The organism is Picosynechococcus sp. NKBG15041c (assembly GCF_055380235.1).
The window spans coordinates 55,570-75,735 of the sequence record NZ_AP040364.1 but is presented as its reverse complement, the minus strand read 5'-3'; the positions used below and the strand labels follow the sequence as shown (position 1 = coordinate 75,735).

16 protein-coding genes are annotated in these 20,166 nt (G+C 44.2%); 7 read left to right on the top strand and 9 right to left on the bottom strand.

The genetic code is table 11. The annotated features are described in order from the left end of the window. Window positions 1-29: 29 nt before the first annotated feature. Window positions 30-668 carry a GTP cyclohydrolase I FolE gene (folE, locus tag ACZ45B_RS13975; RefSeq protein WP_024546311.1) on the bottom strand — a complete coding sequence of 213 codons (639 nt, stop codon included), beginning with the start codon at window positions 666-668 and terminating at the stop codon, window positions 30-32. 103 nt (window positions 669-771) lie between these two features. Next, the gene (hemB, locus tag ACZ45B_RS13970) at window positions 772-1,773 is read right to left on the bottom strand and encodes a porphobilinogen synthase (RefSeq protein WP_024546312.1); all 1,002 of its coding nucleotides are present in this window, start codon (window positions 1,771-1,773) and stop codon (window positions 772-774) included. Between the two features lie 428 nt (window positions 1,774-2,201). On the opposite strand from hemB, the gene ACZ45B_RS13965 reads away from it, so the two are divergent. The 7 genes from ACZ45B_RS13965 to ACZ45B_RS13935 all read left to right on the top strand — a co-directional run bounded on the left by ACZ45B_RS13965 (window position 2,202) and on the right by ACZ45B_RS13935 (window position 12,096). Beyond that, a complete protein-coding gene (locus ACZ45B_RS13965) occupies window positions 2,202-3,605 on the top strand; it encodes an aspartate aminotransferase family protein (RefSeq protein ID WP_024546313.1) in 1,404 nt (467 codons plus the stop codon). Window positions 3,606-3,701: 96 nt separating this feature from the next. Next, a complete protein-coding gene (locus ACZ45B_RS13960) occupies window positions 3,702-5,195 on the top strand; it encodes a pyridoxal phosphate-dependent decarboxylase family protein (protein ID WP_024546314.1) in 1,494 nt (497 codons plus the stop codon). A gap of 6 nt (window positions 5,196-5,201) precedes the next feature. After that, on the top strand, window positions 5,202-7,052 hold the full coding sequence (locus ACZ45B_RS13955; RefSeq protein WP_024546315.1) for an IucA/IucC family protein: 1,851 nt from the start codon (window positions 5,202-5,204) through the stop codon (window positions 7,050-7,052). Beyond that, window positions 7,045-7,656, top strand: a complete 612-nt coding sequence (locus ACZ45B_RS13950) for a GNAT family N-acetyltransferase (protein WP_024546316.1) — start codon at window positions 7,045-7,047, stop codon at window positions 7,654-7,656. Before ACZ45B_RS13955 ends, ACZ45B_RS13950 begins: the two co-directional genes overlap by 8 nt. A gap of 86 nt (window positions 7,657-7,742) precedes the next feature. Continuing rightward, a complete protein-coding gene (locus ACZ45B_RS13945) occupies window positions 7,743-9,044 on the top strand; it encodes a lysine N(6)-hydroxylase/L-ornithine N(5)-oxygenase family protein (RefSeq protein WP_024546317.1) in 1,302 nt (433 codons plus the stop codon). Beyond that, window positions 9,041-10,228, top strand: coding sequence for an MFS transporter (locus tag ACZ45B_RS13940; RefSeq protein ID WP_024546318.1), 1,188 nt, complete (start codon window positions 9,041-9,043; stop codon window positions 10,226-10,228). The genes ACZ45B_RS13945 and ACZ45B_RS13940 overlap by 4 nt, the downstream gene beginning before the upstream one ends. Window positions 10,229-10,296: 68 nt before the next feature. Then, window positions 10,297-12,096 carry an IucA/IucC family protein gene (locus ACZ45B_RS13935; protein ID WP_024546319.1) on the top strand — a complete coding sequence of 600 codons (1,800 nt, stop codon included), beginning with the start codon at window positions 10,297-10,299 and terminating at the stop codon, window positions 12,094-12,096. A 218-nt stretch (window positions 12,097-12,314) separates the two neighbouring features. Here the strand turns inward: ACZ45B_RS13935 and ACZ45B_RS13930 are convergent, their stop codons facing one another. The 7 genes from ACZ45B_RS13930 to metE all read right to left on the bottom strand — a co-directional run bounded on the left by ACZ45B_RS13930 (window position 12,315) and on the right by metE (window position 19,830). Further along, window positions 12,315-13,190, bottom strand: a complete 876-nt coding sequence (locus ACZ45B_RS13930; RefSeq protein ID WP_024546320.1) for a DUF1350 family protein — start codon at window positions 13,188-13,190, stop codon at window positions 12,315-12,317. A gap of 57 nt (window positions 13,191-13,247) precedes the next feature. After that, window positions 13,248-14,060, bottom strand: a complete 813-nt coding sequence (locus tag ACZ45B_RS13925; protein ID WP_024546321.1) for a hypothetical protein — start codon at window positions 14,058-14,060, stop codon at window positions 13,248-13,250. Window positions 14,061-14,461: 401 nt separating this feature from the next. Further along, entirely contained in the window at window positions 14,462-15,775 is a 1,314-nt protein-coding gene (locus tag ACZ45B_RS13920) for an FAD-dependent hydroxylase (RefSeq protein ID WP_024546322.1), read from the bottom strand. Then, window positions 15,772-16,785: a methyltransferase domain-containing protein gene (locus ACZ45B_RS13915; protein WP_024546323.1), complete on the bottom strand. Its 1,014-nt coding sequence runs from the start codon at window positions 16,783-16,785 to the stop codon at window positions 15,772-15,774. Before ACZ45B_RS13915 ends, ACZ45B_RS13920 begins: the two co-directional genes overlap by 4 nt. Window positions 16,786-16,813: 28 nt before the next feature. Next, on the bottom strand, window positions 16,814-17,143 hold the full coding sequence (locus ACZ45B_RS13910; RefSeq protein ID WP_024546324.1) for a hypothetical protein: 330 nt from the start codon (window positions 17,141-17,143) through the stop codon (window positions 16,814-16,816). After that, the gene (locus tag ACZ45B_RS13905; RefSeq protein WP_024546325.1) at window positions 17,130-17,594 is read right to left on the bottom strand and encodes a hypothetical protein; all 465 of its coding nucleotides are present in this window, start codon (window positions 17,592-17,594) and stop codon (window positions 17,130-17,132) included. Before ACZ45B_RS13905 ends, ACZ45B_RS13910 begins: the two co-directional genes overlap by 14 nt. Next, complete coding sequence (gene metE, locus ACZ45B_RS13900; RefSeq protein WP_024546326.1) at window positions 17,581-19,830, bottom strand: 5-methyltetrahydropteroyltriglutamate--homocysteine S-methyltransferase; 2,250 nt, start codon at window positions 19,828-19,830, stop codon at window positions 17,581-17,583. Before metE ends, ACZ45B_RS13905 begins: the two co-directional genes overlap by 14 nt. Window positions 19,831-20,166: the final 336 nt, after the last annotated feature.

The window sequence follows — 20,166 nt, the reverse complement described above, 5'->3', positions numbered from 1 at the left end:
GGGATTTTCGGGTTGTTAAGACAAAGTTTTTAGTGGAACGACGGGCGATGGCGAATCAATTCCATAAATTCCTGGCGAGTAGATTCATTATTGGCAAAGACCCCTTGCATCGAGCTGGTGACGGTCCAAGAGCCTGGTTTCTCCACCCCACGCATGACCATGCACATGTGGGTCGCCTCGATGACAACGGCAACCCCTTGGGGGTTTAGTAATCCCTGGAGGGCGTCGGCAATCTGTTGGGTTAAGCGCTCCTGCACCTGCAAACGCCGGGCATACATCTCACAGATACGGGCAATCTTTGAGAGACCAATCACTTTACCGTTAGGGATATAGGCCACATGAGCGCGACCTAAAATCGGTAAAATATGGTGCTCGCAAGAGCTAAATAAATCAATATCGCGCACTAATACCATTTCGTTTGCATCTTCATGGAAAACAGCACCATTGAGCAGCTCATCGAGGGATTGGTTATAACCAGACGTCAGAAATTTGAGGGCTTTAACCACCCGCTTCGGGGTATCCCGCAAACCTTCGCGGTCTGGATCTTCCCCCAATCCCAAAAGCAAAGTCCGCACGGCTGCTTGCATGTCGGCCTCTGATACGGGCGGTTGAATTTCGGTACTAATCGCTTGTTGGCGGATGTCGTTCAATGAAATGGGCAAGTTCATGGATTAAATTCTATGGGTTAATTGTTTATCGGTTTTGGTGGCAGGCGATCGCCTAGGGATTCAGTCATTGCTTCCCCCGGCGATGCCCTAGATGGGCAATAAATTATGCCGACTGCAGAGCCAGGGCGACTTCCTTCGCAAAATAGGTCAAAATCATGTCAGCCCCAGCCCGTTTCATACTGGTCAAGGTTTCTAGGACGACTGTTTGCTCGTCGATCCAACCCTGTTGGGCCGCTGCTTTGACCATGGCATATTCACCGCTGACGTTATAAGCCGCCACGGGTAAATTGGTTCGTTGCTTAATGCGGCAAATCACATCGAGGTAGGCCAGCGCTGGTTTGACCATCACGATGTCTGCCCCTTCAAGAATGTCTAATTCCACTTCTTTGAAAGCTTCCCTGCCATTGGCTGGATCCATTTGGTAAGTTTTTTTGTCACCAAACTTAGGGGCCGAATCTAGGGCATCTCGAAAAGGCCCGTAGTAAGCAGATGCATATTTGGCGGAATAGGCGAGAATGCCCACATGAATCCAACCCTCTGCATCTAGGGCGCGACGAATGGCCCCTACGCGGCCGTCCATCATGTCTGATGGGGCGACAAAATCAGCCCCTGCTTCGGCGTGAACCAAAGCTTGTTTGACCAGCACTGCCACGGTCTCATCATTGAGAATTTTTCCATCTTTGGCGATGCCGTCGTGACCCTCACTGCTGTAGGGGTCGAGGGCCACATCTGTAATGACTATCATGTCTGGGATAGTTTCTTTGATGGCACGCACTGCCCGAGGAACTAAACCAGCTGGATTATAGCTTTCGGTCCCTGCATTGTCTTTTTTGTTGTCGGCAATCAGCGGAAATAAGGCGATCGCCCCAATGCCTAAACGATGGATTGCTTTGATTTCAGTCAATAACAGATCCAGAGAATAGCGCCAACAACCAGGCATCGAAGGGACTTCTACGCGCTTTTCTGTGCCCTCCATTACGAACATTGGATAAATCAGGTCATTAACTGTCAAGACCGTTTCACGCACCATACGCCGCAGGGCGGTTGTGCGCCGGAGCCGACGGGGGCGACAGGCTGCGACCTCAATGGAAGCTGACTCTGCCATAGGATTTGACGCAGACTCAGAAGAACATAATGGCGTTGACATATATAAAAATGATAATCATTCTTATTCATCCTACACCACCGAGATTCATCTGGTGTACAAAGGCTTTCTAGATTTAACGCCTTCCCTTCAACCCTGACGGGTCTGGTCGGAGATTCCTGGTTCTTCGTCTCTCGGCTCAATACAACACTGTGACCACACCCTGATCAGACCGACCCTATAGTCGTTATTACATCGTTAAAAAGTTAAATGGGTAAAAAACTTTATGCCCATTTAAAAATAAAGTTTTGCTTCCATATCATTCGGATTTTCGGTTGGAGTGCGAAAAATTTATTGACAAATATTTTTAGTTAGGGTTATCTTACCTAGGAGCGTTTTTATTAAGATAGATTCTCAATAAATCAAGAACCCTTATTCCAAGAAAAGCAATGCAACAACTTTGTGATGATTTAGGACGAGTGATCCCAACTGGGCCTAATCCAGGGGTAATACAGGGGCGATCGCTGCCGGGGAAGCATTCCCAGGCCTATCTAGAACGTCAAGGGCTCCGAGAATCCAATGCCCGTAGCTATCCCCGCCGCATTCCGATGGCGATTCAGGAAGCAAAGGGCATTTTTGTGACGGATGTGGACGGCAATGTCTATTTTGACTGTCTGGCAGGGGCAGGAACCCTTGCCCTTGGGCATAATCACCCGGTGGTCATTGAGGCAATGCAACAGACGTTAACAGGCAATTATCCTTTGCATACATTGGATTTGACGACACCGATCAAGGATCGTTTTGTGGCGGAATTATTCGCCAGTTTGCCAGAAAATTTTGCGAAACGGGCGAAGATTCAATTCTGTGGTCCGACGGGAGCGGATGCGGTGGAAGCAGCTCTGAAACTGGTCAAAACGGCAACGGGACGACGGAGTATCCTCTCCTTTTCTGGCGGTTACCATGGTATGAGCCATGGGGCCTTAAGCTTAACGGGGAATATTGCGCCCAAGGCTGCGGTGACAGGCTTGATGGCGGATGTCCATTTTCTGCCCTATCCCTATGATTACCGTTGTCCGTTTGGGGTCGGTGGTAAGACCGGTCAACAGATTGGTAGTCGTTATATTGAATATTTGCTAGAAGATCCTGAAAGTGGGATTGTGCCACCTGCGGGCATGATTTTGGAGGTTGTCCAAGGGGAAGGGGGCGTGATTCCTGCGCCGGATGCTTGGTTGCAGGAGATGAGACGGATTACCAGTGAACGGGATATTCCGTTGATCATTGATGAGATCCAGACGGGTTGGGGACGCACGGGTCACCTATATGCGTTTGAACGGGCGGGAATTACCCCAGATGTGCTGCTACTGTCGAAGGCGATTGGTGGTTCTTTGCCTTTGTCAGTGGTTTTGTATGATGAGAAGCTCGATTTGTGGAAACCGGGCGCCCATGCTGGCACGTTCCGGGGTAATCAGTTAGCAATGGCAGCGGGTACCGCCACGCTTAACTATATTATTGAAAATCAATTGGTCCATTCTGTGCAAGTTTTGGGCGATCGCCTGAAGCAAAATTTACGGGCTATCCAAGGGCAGCATTCCTGTATTGGTGATGTGCGGGGACGGGGCTTGATGCTCGGGGTAGAGATTATCAATCCCAATGGTGGACAAACAGCTTACCCAGAGCTGGCGCGGCGGATTCAGGCGGCTTGTCTGGAACGGGGTTTAATTCTAGAATTGGGCGGACGTTTTGGGACAGTAGTGCGTTTCCTGCCGCCTCTGATCATCACTGCGGATCAGATCGATATCATCAGTGAAATTTTTGCCCAAGCGGTACAGGTTGCAGAACAAGCATTCGCCTAGGGTGATCGCCGTCAAGTTTGTATCTAAAACCGGATCTCCCTTTCTCCATAAAGGTTTTAGCGGATCTTTGTCTTTAGTAATCTAGCCATTTTTCCTATGTCATCATCGCGTCAGGCGCGCCGCTTTGACCAATATTTTCTGACGGATCAAGCAGAAAGTATTGAGAGTTATCAGCAGGCGATCGCCATTGCCCAAAATCTACTTATTACAAATCTATCTCAACAAAGACAAGCCTATACTGGCCTAGCCCCTTGGGTATTGGAGGAAAGCTTCAGGAACTTTTGCCCCAAAAACTTTATTCAGAAAAATTATCAACAAATTCAAACTGAGTTATCTCAGATCATTGGCAATGCAGCCATGGTGGTCCACCCCAACTGTATTGCTCATCTCCACTGTCCCCCCCTAATTCCGGCGATCGCCGCCGAATTGATCATTGCCAGTTTGAATCAATCGATGGATTCTTGGGATCAAAGCCCCAGTGCAACCATTCTGGAGCAACAATTAACCCGATGGCTCTGTGATTTGTTTGGTTACAGCAATGCTGCTAATGGCACTTTTACCAGTGGTGGCACCCAATCCAATTTGATGGGGTTACTACTGGCGAGGGATAACTATGCCAAAACCCACTTAAACTGGCAAATTCAACAGCAAGGGTTACCGCCAGAGGCCCAACAATTTCGGATTTTATGCTCTGATGTTGCTCACTTTACTGTTCGTCAAGCTGCAGCAATTTTAGGCTTAGGAGAAGGTACCGTTATTCCCATTGAAACTGATGGGAATTTCCAACTAAAACCAACAATTTTGGTTAAAAAACTGACGGAACTCAAAGAAAGTAATTTACGACCTATTGCCATCGTTGCCACGGCGGGAACTACTGATTTTAGTAGTATTGACCCCTTACCTAAACTTGCAAAAATTGCCCAAGAAAATGATTTGTGGTTTCATGTTGATGCTGCCTATGGTGGTGCCTTAAAACTAAGTCAAATCCATAGTCAAAAACTAAAAGGAATTGAACTTGCTGACTCCATCACTGTTGATTTCCATAAACTCTTTTATCAACCGATTAGTTGCGGTGCATTTCTGCTCAAAAATCAGGCTAATTTTAGTTTGATTAAACTCCATGCAGACTATCTCAATCCCGAAGGTAATGAAGCCCAGGGTATTCCCGATTTAGTGACAAAATCAATTCAAACTACCCGACGGTTTGATGCTTTAAAGTTATGGCTGTCTTTGAAAATCTTGGGGGTGAAAACTTTTGGAGAAATGATCGATAGCACCATCGAGTTAGCAGAGGCGATCGCCCATATTATTGCCGAAGATACAGAATTAGAGTTGGCGAATATACCCACCATCAATGCTATTGTATTTCGCTACCAACCCAGTCAAGGAACAGCAGCCGAGATTGATCGCATCAATGAACAAATCCCAAAAAAATTGATGCTCGAAGGCAAAGCAATTATTGCTCAAACCCAAGTCAAAGGTAAAAACTATCTCAAATTTACCCTTCTAAATCCTCTGACAACCTTGGAAGATCTCCAAAAACTACTGATCGAAATCAAATCTTTAGGTAAAACATTACAACAGATATAAACAACCATGAACTCAAAAAAAATTGCTGAACAAGCTACTATTCAAAGTTTTCTCAATTGTTATCTGCGAGAAACCAGAGAGTATAAAAAATTACCCCCTGATATGCCGTTAGCAATCAAAATCAGTGAACTAACCGAAGCAAAAGTCGTCCTTTGTTGTCCATTACCCCATCAAAATTTAGATATTTTTGCAGGAGTTCGTTATTGGTCATTGAGCGATCGCCACTTGTTTACCTTTCCCATTTTCTACAAGCCCCAAAACACCAGCGAACTATTAAAACTCGACTACGTAACCTTAACTGCACTAATTTCCAAAGAACTAAGCTTAAATAGTAATAGCTCAGAAAACTGTGACGAATTAATTCTGCGGGTGATCCAAAGTTGCCAAAACATCGAGCAGTTTTTAAGCCATCGTCAGCCAGACATTGATAGTTTATATGACTTCCATCAAAACTTTATTGACAGCGAACAATCTTTGATTTTTGGGCATCATTTTCACCCCACCCCCAAAAGTCGCCAAGGATTTTTAGAGGAGGAATTACCTATCTATTCCCCAGAAACTCAAGGTAAGTTTTCCCTGCATTATTTTCGCGCCCATTCATCCATCGTCCTCGAAGGTTCAACCCTCGAAAAAACAGCCACAGAATTGATCAAAGAGGAACTACGGACAGATCAAAACATCAGTGAATCTTTTAAAAATAAATATTGTAACCCAGATGAATACGCCCTGATTCCCGTCCATCCATGGCAGGCAAAATGGTTAAAACATTCTCCCAAAGTGCAGGAATTGTTAAACGGGGGTTTATTAGAAGACATAGGACAACAGGGCAAAGCCTATCAACCAACTTCCTCTATTCGCACCGTTTATAATTCTCAATCGCAATTCATGTTTAAACTTTCCTTAAATGTGAAAATTACCAACTCTATTCGAGGAAATCTATATAAGGAATTAGAGCGGGGTTTAGAAGTTAATCGCATCCTTTCTAGTCCCATTGGGGAGGATTTGTATGCACATTTTCCTAACTTTGATATTGTTCGAGATCCCGCTTATATTACCATCCCCCTTGATGGCTTAGAATCTGGATTTGCCACGATTTTGAGAAGTAATCCTTTTCACACGGAAAATTATCAAAGCCATAGCAATGCTCAACCTACCAACGTCACCACCGATGCAACCTGTTTAATTGCCCTCTGTCAAGATTCTGTTACAGGTCAAAGTTCCCGTTTAGGAACTATTATTCATACCCTTGCCAAAAAAGAAAATGTTTCTACGGAGGTAATTAGCTTAAAGTGGTTTCAAGAGTATTTGCAGATTTCCTTAAAACCTATTCTTTGGCTTTATTTTACCTATGGTATTGCCCTAGAAGCTCACCAACAAAATAGCCTTTTAGAGTTGAAACAAGGTTATCCCCATCGATTTTTTTATCGAGACAATCAAGGTTATTATTACCGTCGCTCATTTCAGTATTTGCTTAACAGTATCTTGCCCAATATTAGCGAAAAAAGCGAGACAATCTGCGATGACGAAGTGATTGATGAACGATTAATGTACTATCTCTTCATTAATAATATTTTTGGTTCAATTAATGCTTTTGGTGTGGCGGGATTGATTGACGAGTCGTTACTTTTTGCAGAACTAAGAAAACATTTAACAGAATTTGAAAATAAGAATTTGTCTGGTTCATTATTACTAGAGCATTTACGACAATCCACACTACGCAGTAAAGCTAATTTGTTAACTCGCTTCCATAATATGGACGAATTGGTTGGTTCTGTGGCTACTCAATCTGTTTATGTTGATATTCACAATCCCTTAGTAGAAAAGAAAAATCCCGTTTTAGGAGGTGCTTATGTCTAAATCAATTTTAACGAGGAAGAAAAATTTTACTATTTACGATCGCACCATTGATAAAGAGATTTCTTTTCGCCCTGTCACTCTCACGGAGGATTTACAACGGATTCATCAATGGATGAATTGTCCCCATGTGATTCCTTTTTGGAAGTTGAACTTTTCCTTAGAAAAAATGTATGATCATCTCATTAAGGCGATCGCAGATCCTCACCAAACATTGTACATCGGTTCATTAAATGGTGTTCCCATAAGTTATTGGGAGTCCTACTGGGCGATCGATGATATTATTGCTAATTACTATCCGGCAGAAAAATTTGATCAGGGCATTCATTTATTGATTGGGGATACCCAATTTTTGGGGCAAGGTTTGGCGTTACCTTTATTACGTGCCATGGTTATGTTTCAATTTCAGACCCCAGAAACTCAAAAAATTATGACTGAACCCGATGCCAGAAATCAAAAAATGATCCATATTTTTAAAAAATGTGGCTTTGAGTTCCAAAAAGAAATTGATTTACCAGACAAAACCGGTGCATTGATGAAGTGCGATCGCACCAAATTTGAAGAACTTTGGGATCAAAATATTTTCACATCGGCAAATTTTGATTAACTCATAGTAAGAGCTAAAGGCATTATTTTAGATCCTCTCAATAAGCAAGTTTTGTACATCTTAAGAATTTAGACAAACAATCAACAATGACCGAAAAAATTTACGATCTTTTAGGGGTTGGTATTGGCCCATTTAATTTGAGTTTGGCCGCCCTCATAGAACCCATTTCTCAATTAGAGACTATTTTTCTGGAACAAAAAACAGAATTTCAATGGCATGAAGGACTACTGATGGAAGGAACAACCATTCAAGTACCATTTCTTGCCGATTTGGTAACTATGGCAGATCCCCGTAGTCGTTTTACCTTTTTGAATTATTTACGGGAACATTCTCGCCTTTATAATTTTTATTTTCTGGAAGAATTTAAAATTTATCGCCGTGAATACAACCATTATTGTCAATGGGTTTCACAACAGCTTAAAAGTTGTCGTTTTTCAGAAAAAGTGGAGTCTATTACATGGCATGAGGGGGGATATTTTATGGTTCAATCAAAAAATGTCTTAACCTCTGAAACTAGCAGTTACAAAGCTAAAAACTTAGTCTTAGGGGTTGGCACAACTCCTGCAATGCCCCCTTGTTTTAAAAATTTTCAATCTCAGAAAAATATTTTCCATTCCGCAGAATTTTTACATAAGCAAAATCAATATCAAACCGCAAAATCTGTCACCGTCATTGGTTCTGGGCAGAGTGCCGCCGAAGTGTTTTATCAGCTTTTACAAGATCAAGAAAAGTATCATTACTATTTAGAATGGCACACCCGTTCATCGGGATTCTTTCCCATGGAATATTCTAAGTTAGGCCTAGAACATTTTTCCCCTGACTACATCAAATATTTTTATCATTTACCGCAGGAAAAACGAGATCAGATCAGAAGTAGGCAAAACCTTCTTTACAAAGGAATTAGCTTTAGTTTAATTGCTGATATTTACAATCTATTATATGAACGTTCTATTGGTCAAAAAGCCCTCAATGTGCGTCTTCGTCCTTTATTGGAAGTCAAGGAAGTCGAAGAAATTGAGGCAGGTTATCGATTAAGTTATCGTCACTGTCAAGAGGATACTTATGTAAGCCATGATACTGATTGTATTATTTTGGCAACAGGTTATCAGCATTCCATTCCCTCATTTATGGACGGATTAAATTCCCTAATTCAGTGGGATTCTCAACATCGCTATGGTGTTAATTTTGATTATCGTTTGCAGTTAACCCAAGATATTCCTAACTCTATTTTCGTTCAAAATGGCGAACTGCATACCCATGGCATTGGCGCCCCAGATTTAGGCTTAGGCGCTCACCGAAGTTCTGTGATTATTAATACCCTATTGGAAGAAGAAATTTATCCTATTTCCTCTCAAAATGTTTTCCAAGAGTTTGGGGTTTCTGGATGAAGACTATTTCACAAAAAATGATTATCGGTTTGTTTTTCTGTGTATTTTTGTCTTTGTTTTCGGAGGTGTTGCTGTCTCCTTTTTACCCTTTATTTTTTAGTAAGGTTTTCGGGGTTGAGGATTTAAGTTATGCAGGATACTATATCTTTATTTGTCGATTAACAGTGGTTCTTTTTACTCCCATTTGGGGGTTTTTAGCGAAGCGGTTTGAGGCGAGAAAACTGTTATCTGGTGGACAATTAGGCACGGCGGTAATGACGGCAATGATGGCATTAACACAAAATGTTTATCAATTTACGTTTATTACGGTTCTATTACTTATTTTTAAGAGTAGTTACTTTTTGCTTTATCCGTTGATTATTGAATTGGGGGGGGAGCATAGGAGAAGTACATTAACGGGAGTTTATCAGGCGGTTTTTCATGGGGCGATTGTGTCATCGACAGTGGTTGGGGCTTGGGTTCTCAATTTACAGCATCCTTTGCACTTGTTTTATGGGGTGGCTTTGGGTGATGTTTTACAATTCACTTTATGTTTTATGCTACTTAAGAATATTCCCAAGTTAAATCAGCGAAAAAATATTGCTAAAAATGTTGATTCAGGGAAAAACCCGTGGAGATTTATTATCGCTATTGGTTTGGTGGTTCTCACTTTTCAACTAGCGAATAATTTAGTAAGACCTTATTTTACTGCCTATGTGACAGAGCCTACGCCATTTGGTGTTGATTTAATGACCAGTAGTTTCCTATTTCTTATTCCCAGTGTAATGGCGATCGCATCTATGCCATTTATTCGCCATTTTGCCACATCTAGCCGTTTGTCTATGCTTTATACCACGGGAATAATGCTATTAATTGGAAGTTTATACCTCCAAGGTTTTAGCCAATCATTGCCTATATTCATTATGGCAAGGGTAATTTATGGTTTCTTTCTGGCGATTACCCAAGGGGTTTTAGAACTCAAATTGTTTGAAAATAGTAAATCCAATCATCTACATTTTAATTATGGTCTGATTACTTCCTTTGCCAACATTGGACACCTAAGTGCGCCTTTACTGGCTTCTAGTTTGGTGAATAGCTATGGTTTGGCATTCCCCCTCATTGCCGCCGCCACTTTATGTATTTTGAATTTAGCTTTGGCGAAATTAACAGTTTTTAGACTCAAACTTTCTGAAGGGTTTTCATAGGATTATTTCCATTCACATCCATATCTTTTTTTGAATTTAATTACTTGCAAATATTAGGAGAAAAAACCATGCAATTTAATACTCTCAACTCTGCTTTTAACCCTGTAATTTGGCAAGATGTCAGTCAAAAATTATTAGCAAAAATGGTATCGGAGTTTCTTTATGAGGAAATTATTTCCCCTGAAATCATTGAACAACGAGATTCTTTGATTTCCTATCAACTAAACTTACCAAAAGGCATCAGTTACAAATTCCAAGCAAAAAAACGTCTTTTTGATAGTTACCGCGTCTTGCCAGAATCTATTTATCGTCGAGAAAACGGTGAGTGGGAAACTGCTACAAGTCCATTTCAGTTTGCCATTGACATTCATCAAACCGTAGGCATGACGGCAGAAACTACCGCCCATTTAATTAAAGAATTGAGTAATACTTTGGTAGCAGATGCTCATATTCAACAGAATAAAACGGCAAAAAAAGTAGATTTATTAGCTTTGGATTATGCCCATCTTGAAGGGGAAATGGAAGGACATCCCTGGATTACTTTTAATAAGGGGCGTATCGGATTTGGCTATGATGACTATCTTCTCCATGCCCCAGAGAGTAAAGAGCCAATTTGTATGACATGGATTGCAATCGCGCGCAAGGATAGCACTTTTAATGCGATTCCATCATTAGATTATCAACGGCTAATCACAGAAGAATTAGAGCCCGAAACAACCCAAACATTTAAGCAAACTCTGCTCAATGAACAACTAAACCCAGAAGATTATTATTTTCTCCCCGTCCATGATTGGCAATGGAAAAATATTGTGATCCCTTTATTTGCGGAGGCGATCGCCCTCAAGTCAATTATTTATTTGGGCAAGAGTCATGACCAGTATCTCCCACAACAATCTATTCGTACCTTTGTCAATATTAGCCATCGCCAAAAACATCACGTAAAACTTCCCCTCAGTATTTTAAATACCTTGGTTTACCGTGGCTTACCCAACGAGCGAACCCAAGTCGCCCCAAAAGTAACTGAGTGGGTAAAATCTATCTGTGACGAAGATTCATTTTTAAGTCAAGAATGTCGCCTCATTTTACCCGGAGAAATTGCGAGTTTAAACTACAATCACCCCTATTATCAAAATCTCTCTGGCGCACCCTATCAATACAAGGAAATGTTAGGTTGCCTATGGCGGGAAAGCGTTTTAAGCTATCTCGAAGACGATGAACAAGCCATCACCCTCGCATCCCTCTTACATTGTGACTATCAAAATTCTCCCTATATCCTTCAGTTAGTGGAAAAATCAGGTTTAACTTTAGAGCAATGGTTAGACCGCCTATTTAATACTGTTTTACCGCCGCTTTTACATTACCTCTATCGTTATGGAGTGGTGTTTTCACCCCATGGGGAAAATACAATTTTAGTATTGAAAAACCATACTCCTCACCGTCTAGCCATGAAAGATTTTGTCGATGATGTGAATGTTAGTGAATATCCCTTGCCCGAACTCGAAAACTTAACTGATGATTTACGCAAAATTCTATTAACTGAACCCCCAGAAGGATTATGTCAATTTATTTTTGCAGGTTTATTTATTTGTCATCACCGTTATCTTTCTGATTTATTAGAAACCTATGCCAACTATTCTGAATGGAAGTTTTGGAGTCAAGTTCGACAGGCAATTTTAAATTATCAAAGCCGTTTTCCCGAATTGAAGTCAAGATTTGAGTTATTTAATTTACTTGCACCCCAGTTTACAAAACTCTGTTTAAATCGAAATCGATTGATTACCTATGGTTATGGTGATGATTGCGATCGCCCCCATGCTGCAGCCTATGGAAAAGTGAATAATGCTCTTTATTTAGTTGCTGAATATTAGCTTTATCAACTCACCAAGCATTGAGACAATAAAGCTTCTAAGATACTTGTCTCAATGCTTTTATTTGTCAAATTATTCCTTACTTATTTTGCATTTTACAATCAAGCATAAAAAACAAACTAATAAATTTAATCTATTTTCTCTATTAAACTTGTTTGAATTTATCTTTTAGAAACCCTTTAGATTTTTTATCATTTCCTGAAAAATCAAAGGAATAGCTAATTTTTTAATTTCTGTTTAAACTCCTGTAAAAAACTATCGACTGTCCCAGACAGTTTCCACTGCTTCAAAGGCTTAATAAACTTATCAAAAATATTAAAATCCACAATATAGCTGCCAATTTTCCAGCCAAGAGGCTCCAGATGTTTACCAGGTAATTCTGTTACTTGATGAGATTTTTTTTGTAAATAATTATAAAGCCACAGTACGTCACTAACATCTGGATTTTGATCTTTAATACTGCCTGCGATATCATCTTTGTCAAAAGAAATCATCCCTGTCAGTTGAAATAAACGACTATCGCGAATTAAATTTAATGTTGTTTTTCGATCAGGCTGTACTGTCACATTCAGCTTATTCAATAAAGTAACCAGTGGGCCTAAAGGAATAGCGCTATCTAAATCACTAATATCAGGGGAAATTAAGATTGAACTTTGATTAAAAATTCCATCATAATCTAGATTAAAGGGTATTTTAGAATATGAAGAATTTCTAACATCATTGATATTAGTCATTAATTCAAGCAACGCAATATATTTACATCCTAAACTATGACCAATCCAATGATAGTTAGCTGATTTTCGATATATTTCTGGATCATACTCCATATTTTCTGCTATTTTAGGCAACGAGCATTGTAGTCTATTTTGTTCATCTAATAAGCTATTAGCAACATTCCAATGTCGTAATGAGAAACGAAAAGGTAGAGCGATTATACTATATCCTGCTTGATATATCTCTTGAAGAAAATGATGATAAAAAATCGTAGGAAAAGTCCCAAAAAATGCCCCCCCAATAAATTGAATGATCCCTCGTGGTTTTGGATGGAAGGCCACCCAACTAAATGAAATAGGATAAAATTTTGGCTTAATCATTGGTTTAGCATAGCAGGCTCTAGTTTTTAAGAGCCTGCTCTAAAATTCAGTAGAAATTTAAGATGCGTTGTTCATACGAATAGGAATATTCAAATTTGAAAGCAACTGATTTACATTCTGTAGGTTGTCATTATTCGGATCAATTTGACCCATGACTTCCGCTAAAATATTGGCTTGTTCTACTTCACTTAAGGAGGTGAAATCAAAGGGCAATTGACCCAATTGTGGTAGGCGATCAATAACGCCTGGATTGATCAAAATAGGCCCGCCTGGTTCAGGCTCAATTTGATTGAGTCCATTACCACTAGCTAAAGCGAGAGGATAATTGATTTGGTCAAAATCCGCAGTGTTAGTAATGTTGTTTGGTAAAAATGTACCCCGAATTTCTGGGTTTAGTAGCACTTTTACAGGACGGTTACTCTGCGGTACTCGTCTGAATAAAGGTGCTCGTCTAAAAATGGCAGGTAATCGAATTTCTACAAAGCCACGGACTTCCAAATCAGGATTTGTTTCTGCAAGGAGTGCCGGGGTGAGATTAGGCAGCAGTTGTACAGAAGCAGTCTGTCTAGCTCCGAGAGAAAAACTTGTTGAAAAACGAGTTGTGCTAACAGTGGCATTAGTTGGCGTTAAGGTGAGGGGTTGATTGGCCCCAGCAACATCGATGAGCACAACAGCATTGTTTACCAAGGTTCTGTTTGAATTAGGGGGATTAGGCAGGCTGATATAAAAATCTAAAGTATACTGAAATGCTTCATTTTCAAGGTTAGAAATAGTAAGAAAGTAGCCTTGTACTACGCGCCGGGCAATAGCAGATGCAGCTGGCGGAGGAGCAATGCGCTTAACTAACAATTCAAAAGTGGATACTTCCATTAATTTATTCTCCAATAGTACTTAAGCAATTAAGAGAAAAGTACTCAGATTTGGTCTAAGAATCGTAAAAAGTCGCAAAATAACCACGAGTTTTTTGAAATCAAAATAACTCTTTATAGTTATCTATTTAATTTGACTTAAACGATATGTACTTATTTTTTTGATGGAAATTTTTGTGAAAATTATATGCCTCTCAGGGAAGCACTATTCCACAACTTTCCATCAAGTGATCTCTAGACTTGCTTTCTTTTATAGTTCAAAAAAAATCAACATATGCAGTTTTGTATTGAGTTTTGTTGCATTTTTTTGATTTGGCAATTTATGGTTAAAAATCTGTCGTTAATTCAGTCAAATGGTAGAGGGAAGTTGGTAATTTTTTTGTGTACAAATAAAGATTGGGCTTAATTATTTATTTGGCCAATTTTACGACTGGTTTTAGCGGGGTCTATGGGTGTATTAGGTTCATGGACTTCAAGGACCTTAGGTTCTGTTGGGTCAATCTTCTCTGGTACAACAAACTTAAAAAGGCGATCGCCCCAGAGACCCGTCATTAGGTGTAGCATGACGCGCCGTAGGGGTGACCAGTATTTCATCAGCCAGAGTACCCACCGCCGCCCGATCACCATGGGCCACCAGTTATTGGAAAAAACACGGTTTAGGACATCGGTAAACAGGAGAATGAACCAGTTTTCTAAATGACGACGACGACCATAGCGCCGTAGAACCCGGACATGACCGAGGTCTTGGTTTTGTTCTCGGGCCTTGAGTAGTAACTGGGCGAGGGTGGCGGCATCGCGAATCCCTAAGTTCAGCCCCTGGCCTCCCACAGGATGGCAGTGATGGGCGGCATCCCCCAGAAGCACGAGTCGAGGCCGATAATAGCGGCGACTATGCATCAGGCGCGCCGGAAAAACGAGGGGTTGACTCAATAGACGCAGTGACCCGGAGTGATCGCCGTAGCACTGTGCCATCGCACCCAGAAATTGTTCAGGGGGCAGAGCGGCGATCGCCTCAGCTTCGGCATGGGGGAGAACCCAAACCACTTGGCAGCAATTGTGGGGTAGGGGCAAGATGGCGAAGGGACCACCGGGCCAAAATCGCTCGTAGGCAATATTTTGGTGATCCTGCATTGGCGTCACCACAGCGGTGATGCAAGACTGCCAATAATCCCAACCATCGGTTTTAATTCCCGCCCCTTGGCGCAGGGGCGATCGCCTCCCATCGGCCGCCACCACCAGGGCAGTGGTCAGACTCTGTTGCCCTTGCTCTGTCGCCACCGTCACCGTTGCGGCCATTTCACCATAGACAACCGTCTGAACCCACGCTTGATAGTGGCAGGTAATCTGGGGATCCGTGGCGATTTGCCCCTGGAGCGCCTGTTGCAAAATTCGATGCTCGGCACAGTGATATACAGCGGGTTCGCCCAAATCTACTGGTCTGAAGACAACTTGGTGAGAACAATGCCCATCGGCTAGCACCACTTTAGGGAAATGGGTCATGGCAGGGGCGAGCTGTTTCCAGAGCCCCATTGCCTGGAAAATTTTGGCAGACAGCGGCGATAGGGCATAGGCACGGGGGCGATCGCCCACTTGAATTGCGGACTGGGCTTCTAGGACAGCGATGCGCAGCCCACAACCCCGCAAGCCACAAGCTAAAGTGAGGCCCGGAATACCGCCCCCGACGATGATGATGTCATAGTCCAGTGGAGTCATCATGGACCCACGCAACTACCTTGATTTTGTGCCCCTGTCACTGTTTCAATCGCTATCCTAGGGGCAACAGACCGCACCGCCCGGAACATACCAAAGCGACATAACCCAACCCCGAACGCCAATCGCATCAGCAGAAAGGTCGGCACTTCTCGCAGCGATTTGATCAAACCAACCAGGCCAAACTTCAGCAGCCCCCCAGGGCGAAGAATGCCCTGCCAAACAGAATCTAACCAAGCCGGCAGCGTTTCTTTTGTCCAGTCATCCACCGTCACTTGTCCTCCGACCAAGCCCGTTGCTTCTAGTTGTGCCGCGAACCCTTCAATACTAGAAAAAGCCGGATGAGACCACTGATCAAGCAATTGCCGCATCACCAAGCGCTCCCACCCATTTAATGGCCGATGGCGATCGTCCCGCTGATTCCAGTCGGCGACCACAAGAATGCCTCCTGGCTTCAACACCCGCAGCATTTCCTGGGCATAGCGGGCCTTATCGGGCATGTGGGGGCCCGCTTCCACCGACCAGACCACATCAAAACTGGCATCAGGGAAAGATAAATTCAGGGCATCATCCACCTGAAAACGTGCCTTGAGATCGGGAGGCGTCAGTGCTTGGGCCCGCTTTACCTGTTGGGGACTGATGGTAATCCCGACCACTTCAAAACCGTAGTCCCGGGCCAAGATCCGACTACTGCCGCCAATGCCACAACCCACATCCAGCACCGTTGTGCCCGGAGGCAGGCGATCGAGGCCGCCCCAGCGCACCATTTCATGGACAAAGTCATGCTTCGCCTGCAAAAAATCTTTCCGGCGGGGGGGGGACCCATAGTGACCGAGATGAATATGTTCTCCCCAATAAAATTCTAGAATGCCGTCTTGGGTCCATTCGTCATAGGACTGGGCGACAGATGCGGAGGATTGGTATTTACGGGCGGTCAGCAGGTAAATGAACAGGCCAATGATCGACAATAAAAGACCAATCCCTAGCCCCCAAAGCAATAGGTTAGTTAGATTCATTTTAGGTTTTTATATCGTGAGAAATGGGTTATGGGTGATGGTGATCGTCAGGGCGAAAAAGGTTGGGCAAAAGGCGGAATATCCACTGATAGGGTCGTCCCTTAGCCAACTGGAATAATGCGGCGATCGCCTGACTCAGGGCTTGGTGTGGGAGGCGATCGCCACCGCGCTTCGGCTGCCCCCCCAGAGATGCAGAAGATTGAGGGGATGCTTGCTCAATCGCCTGTTTCACGAAGGGATGCGCCCCAGCCGGAATGCGTCCTGGACCATGGAGATATTGTTGGAGCTGGCGGATTTTGATGGTTGAGATCTGATCGGCCCTCTGTTTGGCAGCAAGTCTTGGTCTATGGCGGGCCATCTTGATCTCCCCTGATCGTCTCGGAATCTAGGTTAAATTCATCCCAGCGATCGCCGACTTGACGGTAACAATCGGGCGGAGCGATCGCCAAATTTTGCAACCAGTTCACTTCTACCGAACGACCATGGCTCAGGAAAAGGAGCATTTCTCGCTCAGGGCTATAGGTTTGCACCACCGTTAACAGAGAGTCTAGCGCCTCCCCCGGTAGGCCACGGGATTTTAAATATGGACGGGTGGTGGCGGCTGGCTGGTACTGGAGACGATATGGCACCACATCCTGACGCCAATTCAGCACACTCAGGTCTGCTGTCACCACCTCACAAACAACCATGCCACGCCCTTGGGTCACATAGCCCTGCCAAGCCCCGTGACCTAAAGACAATAAATTTTCTCGGATAAAAGCAGCTTGCCAAGTCGTATGACGGTGTTGCCAAAGATCAGTCAGCGGCATTTTGAATCTCCTCCCGTAGCGCCTGGGTCGCAGCCACCATGTTTTTGAGAGCGGGGACGACCTCTTCCCAACGGCGGGTTTTCAGACCACAGTCTGGGTTAATCCAAGTTTGGGCGATCGGTAGGTGGTCAATGCCCGTGCGCAGTTGTTGCACCATCTCTTCAACGCTGGGGACAACCGGACTATGGACGTCATAAACCCCATTCCCCACTTGATAGCGATAGCCAGCCTCGGTAATTTCAAACAACGTTTCATTGTTACTGCGGCTGTTTTCAATAGAGAGCACATCGGCATCCAGACGCTCAATATGTTCAATAATGTCGCCAAATTCGGAGTAGCACATGTGGGTGTGTACCTGGGTCTCTGGTTTAACAGCACTAGTAGCCAACCGGAAAGCATCCACTGCCCAATTTAGATATGCTTGCCAACGTTCGACCTTCAGGGGTAACCCTTCCCGCAGGGCTGGTTCATCGACCTGCACCATTGTGGCCCCGGCCGCTTCTAGACTAGCCACTTCTTCCCGTAGGGCCAAGGCAATTTGCATCGCTTGGTCACGGCGCGGAATATCAGTGCGGGTAAATGACCAGTTGATCATCGTCACTGGCCCAGTCAGCATACCCTTGACAGGCTTAGTCGTTAGGGATTGGGCCACCTGAAATTCTCGCACGGTCATTGGCTGGAGCCAGGCAACATCACCATAGATAATCGGGGGCCGCACACAGCGACTGCCATAGCTCTGCACCCAACCGTGAACCGTAAAGGCAAACCCATTCAGTTGTTGGCCGAAGTATTCCACCATATCAGTGCGCTCAAATTCACCATGGACTAGCACATCTAGGCCGATGTCTTCCTGAAGTTTGATGCAGTCAGCGATATGGACATCGATCGCCGCCTGGTAGTCCGCCTGGGAAATTTCGCCTTTTTTGTATTTCACCCGCAACTGGCGCACATCCTTTGTCTGGGGGAAGGAACCGATGGTCGTCGTGGGCAGGGGGGGCAGTTTAATTTGCTTTTCTAGGCGGAGGGCATAGGGCAGCGATCGCTGAAAATCTGTTGCCGTCAATTTCTGGATTGCGCTCTGCACTGCGACATTTGGTGGATTGAACTGCTTAAAGGTTTGCCACTGCTGTTCGATCGCCCTTTGTTGGGTCGTCGTCTCATCACCAGCTAACGTGCGAGCGAGGAAGGTCACCTCCGCTAACTTTTGTTCCGCAAAGCTCAGGACATGGCGCAGCGGCTCAGGTAACTGGGTTTCTAAGGTGGCATCATGGGGCACAAACTGCAGCGAGGCGGACGGCTGTACCCGCAAATGGGGGGCGATCGCCTGGAGTTTTTCCAATGTTTTCAGAGCAACACTGGGGTGAATCTGCCAAACATTGCGGCCATCAACGATCCCGGCCCCCAAAATTTTCCCCGGAGGAAATCCTTGGGTTGTGAGCAGATCTAAGTTTCTACCCCGGGTAAAATCTAGGCTGAGACCCGCCACAGGGAGCTGTGTGACCCAGCCATAGTTCACCCCCAGATCATCAAAGTAGGTAACGAGCTGTATCGGCAAGCCGGCGCTGGCCAATTGGTGATAGGTGCCTTGGACAGCGGCCTTGAGATCGGCGGCTTGGCTGGTGACCAAAATTGGCTCATGCAATTGAACTTCCTTCACACCCAATGCCTTGAGTTGGGTCAGTAGATCCACATACAGCGGCAATAATTGATTCAACCAAGCCATCAAATCCCCGTTGTGGCGGCTCAGGGCCAGGAGGGTCACCGGGCTGAGGACCACAGGTACAGCGCGATCGCCCAAAATAGCTTGCGATCGCTGCACCATCGCCAAAAACTCCCCAAAGTTTCCGAGGGGTTGCATATTGTCTTCAAGCTCAGGCACAAGATAGTGGTAGTTGGTGTCAAACCACTTCGTCATCTCCAGTGCTGGCAAGGCGTCCCGGCCCCGGGCCATGGCAAAGTAGCGATCCAGGCCGCCCAAGCCGTGAAACCGTCGGGGAATCAGTCCGAGGCGCACAGTCCAGTCCAGGACATGGTCATAAAGGGTTTGATCACCCACCGCAATGTGATCAATGCCCGCATCCAATTGAGCCTGCCAAGCCTGAGTTTCAAGATCCTGCCGCATAGCGAACAAAGCATCAGCACTAGTGGTGCCGCTCCAAAAACTTTCTAGAGCTTTCTTGAGCTCCCGGCGTTTGCCCATACGAGCGTAACCAATAGTTGTCGTTTGAATGGTCATAATAATGGGTCTTCTTGAATGACTATAGTTCGAAAAATTTGCACAGAAAACTATTAGGAAATCCGGTTGCCCACTGAGGAGAAAATAACGCTATCAGTGCAGCAAAAAGTAACCCCTAAATGAGGCGTGGATAACCTAAGTAAAAAGAGGCGATCGCAAAGCAGATTGAAGTAATAAAAAACCTCGGGATGCTGCCCTAAAACAGTCCCTATTGCCGCAACCTAATTTGCAAAAGCGTCAACAATCATTTGGCAAGGATGCCTGGTTAAGATTAAATCCTTGGTATGGGAGCTTTGTGGCAATACTCCTAAGGCGACCTGGACTTGAACAGGCCAA

Excerpts from the sequence above, each read along its gene's own strand:
- folE (WP_024546311.1), bottom strand. The coding sequence starts at position 668 with ATGAACTTGCCCATTTCATTGAACGACATCCGCCAACAAGCGATTAGT.
- hemB (WP_024546312.1), bottom strand. The coding sequence starts at position 1,773 with ATGGCAGAGTCAGCTTCCATTGAGGTCGCAGCCTGTCGCCCCCGTCGG.
- ACZ45B_RS13965 (WP_024546313.1), top strand. The coding sequence starts at position 2,202 with ATGCAACAACTTTGTGATGATTTAGGACGAGTGATCCCAACTGGGCCT.
- ACZ45B_RS13960 (WP_024546314.1), top strand. The coding sequence starts at position 3,702 with ATGTCATCATCGCGTCAGGCGCGCCGCTTTGACCAATATTTTCTGACG.
- ACZ45B_RS13955 (WP_024546315.1), top strand. The coding sequence starts at position 5,202 with ATGAACTCAAAAAAAATTGCTGAACAAGCTACTATTCAAAGTTTTCTC.
- ACZ45B_RS13950 (WP_024546316.1), top strand. The coding sequence starts at position 7,045 with ATGTCTAAATCAATTTTAACGAGGAAGAAAAATTTTACTATTTACGAT.
- ACZ45B_RS13945 (WP_024546317.1), top strand. The coding sequence starts at position 7,743 with ATGACCGAAAAAATTTACGATCTTTTAGGGGTTGGTATTGGCCCATTT.
- ACZ45B_RS13940 (WP_024546318.1), top strand. The coding sequence starts at position 9,041 with ATGAAGACTATTTCACAAAAAATGATTATCGGTTTGTTTTTCTGTGTA.
- ACZ45B_RS13935 (WP_024546319.1), top strand. The coding sequence starts at position 10,297 with ATGCAATTTAATACTCTCAACTCTGCTTTTAACCCTGTAATTTGGCAA.
- ACZ45B_RS13930 (WP_024546320.1), bottom strand. The coding sequence starts at position 13,190 with ATGATTAAGCCAAAATTTTATCCTATTTCATTTAGTTGGGTGGCCTTC.
- ACZ45B_RS13925 (WP_024546321.1), bottom strand. The coding sequence starts at position 14,060 with ATGGAAGTATCCACTTTTGAATTGTTAGTTAAGCGCATTGCTCCTCCG.
- ACZ45B_RS13920 (WP_024546322.1), bottom strand. The coding sequence starts at position 15,775 with ATGATGACTCCACTGGACTATGACATCATCATCGTCGGGGGCGGTATT.
- ACZ45B_RS13915 (WP_024546323.1), bottom strand. The coding sequence starts at position 16,785 with ATGAATCTAACTAACCTATTGCTTTGGGGGCTAGGGATTGGTCTTTTA.
- ACZ45B_RS13910 (WP_024546324.1), bottom strand. The coding sequence starts at position 17,143 with ATGGCCCGCCATAGACCAAGACTTGCTGCCAAACAGAGGGCCGATCAG.
- ACZ45B_RS13905 (WP_024546325.1), bottom strand. The coding sequence starts at position 17,594 with ATGCCGCTGACTGATCTTTGGCAACACCGTCATACGACTTGGCAAGCT.
- metE (WP_024546326.1), bottom strand. The coding sequence starts at position 19,830 with ATGACCATTCAAACGACAACTATTGGTTACGCTCGTATGGGCAAACGC.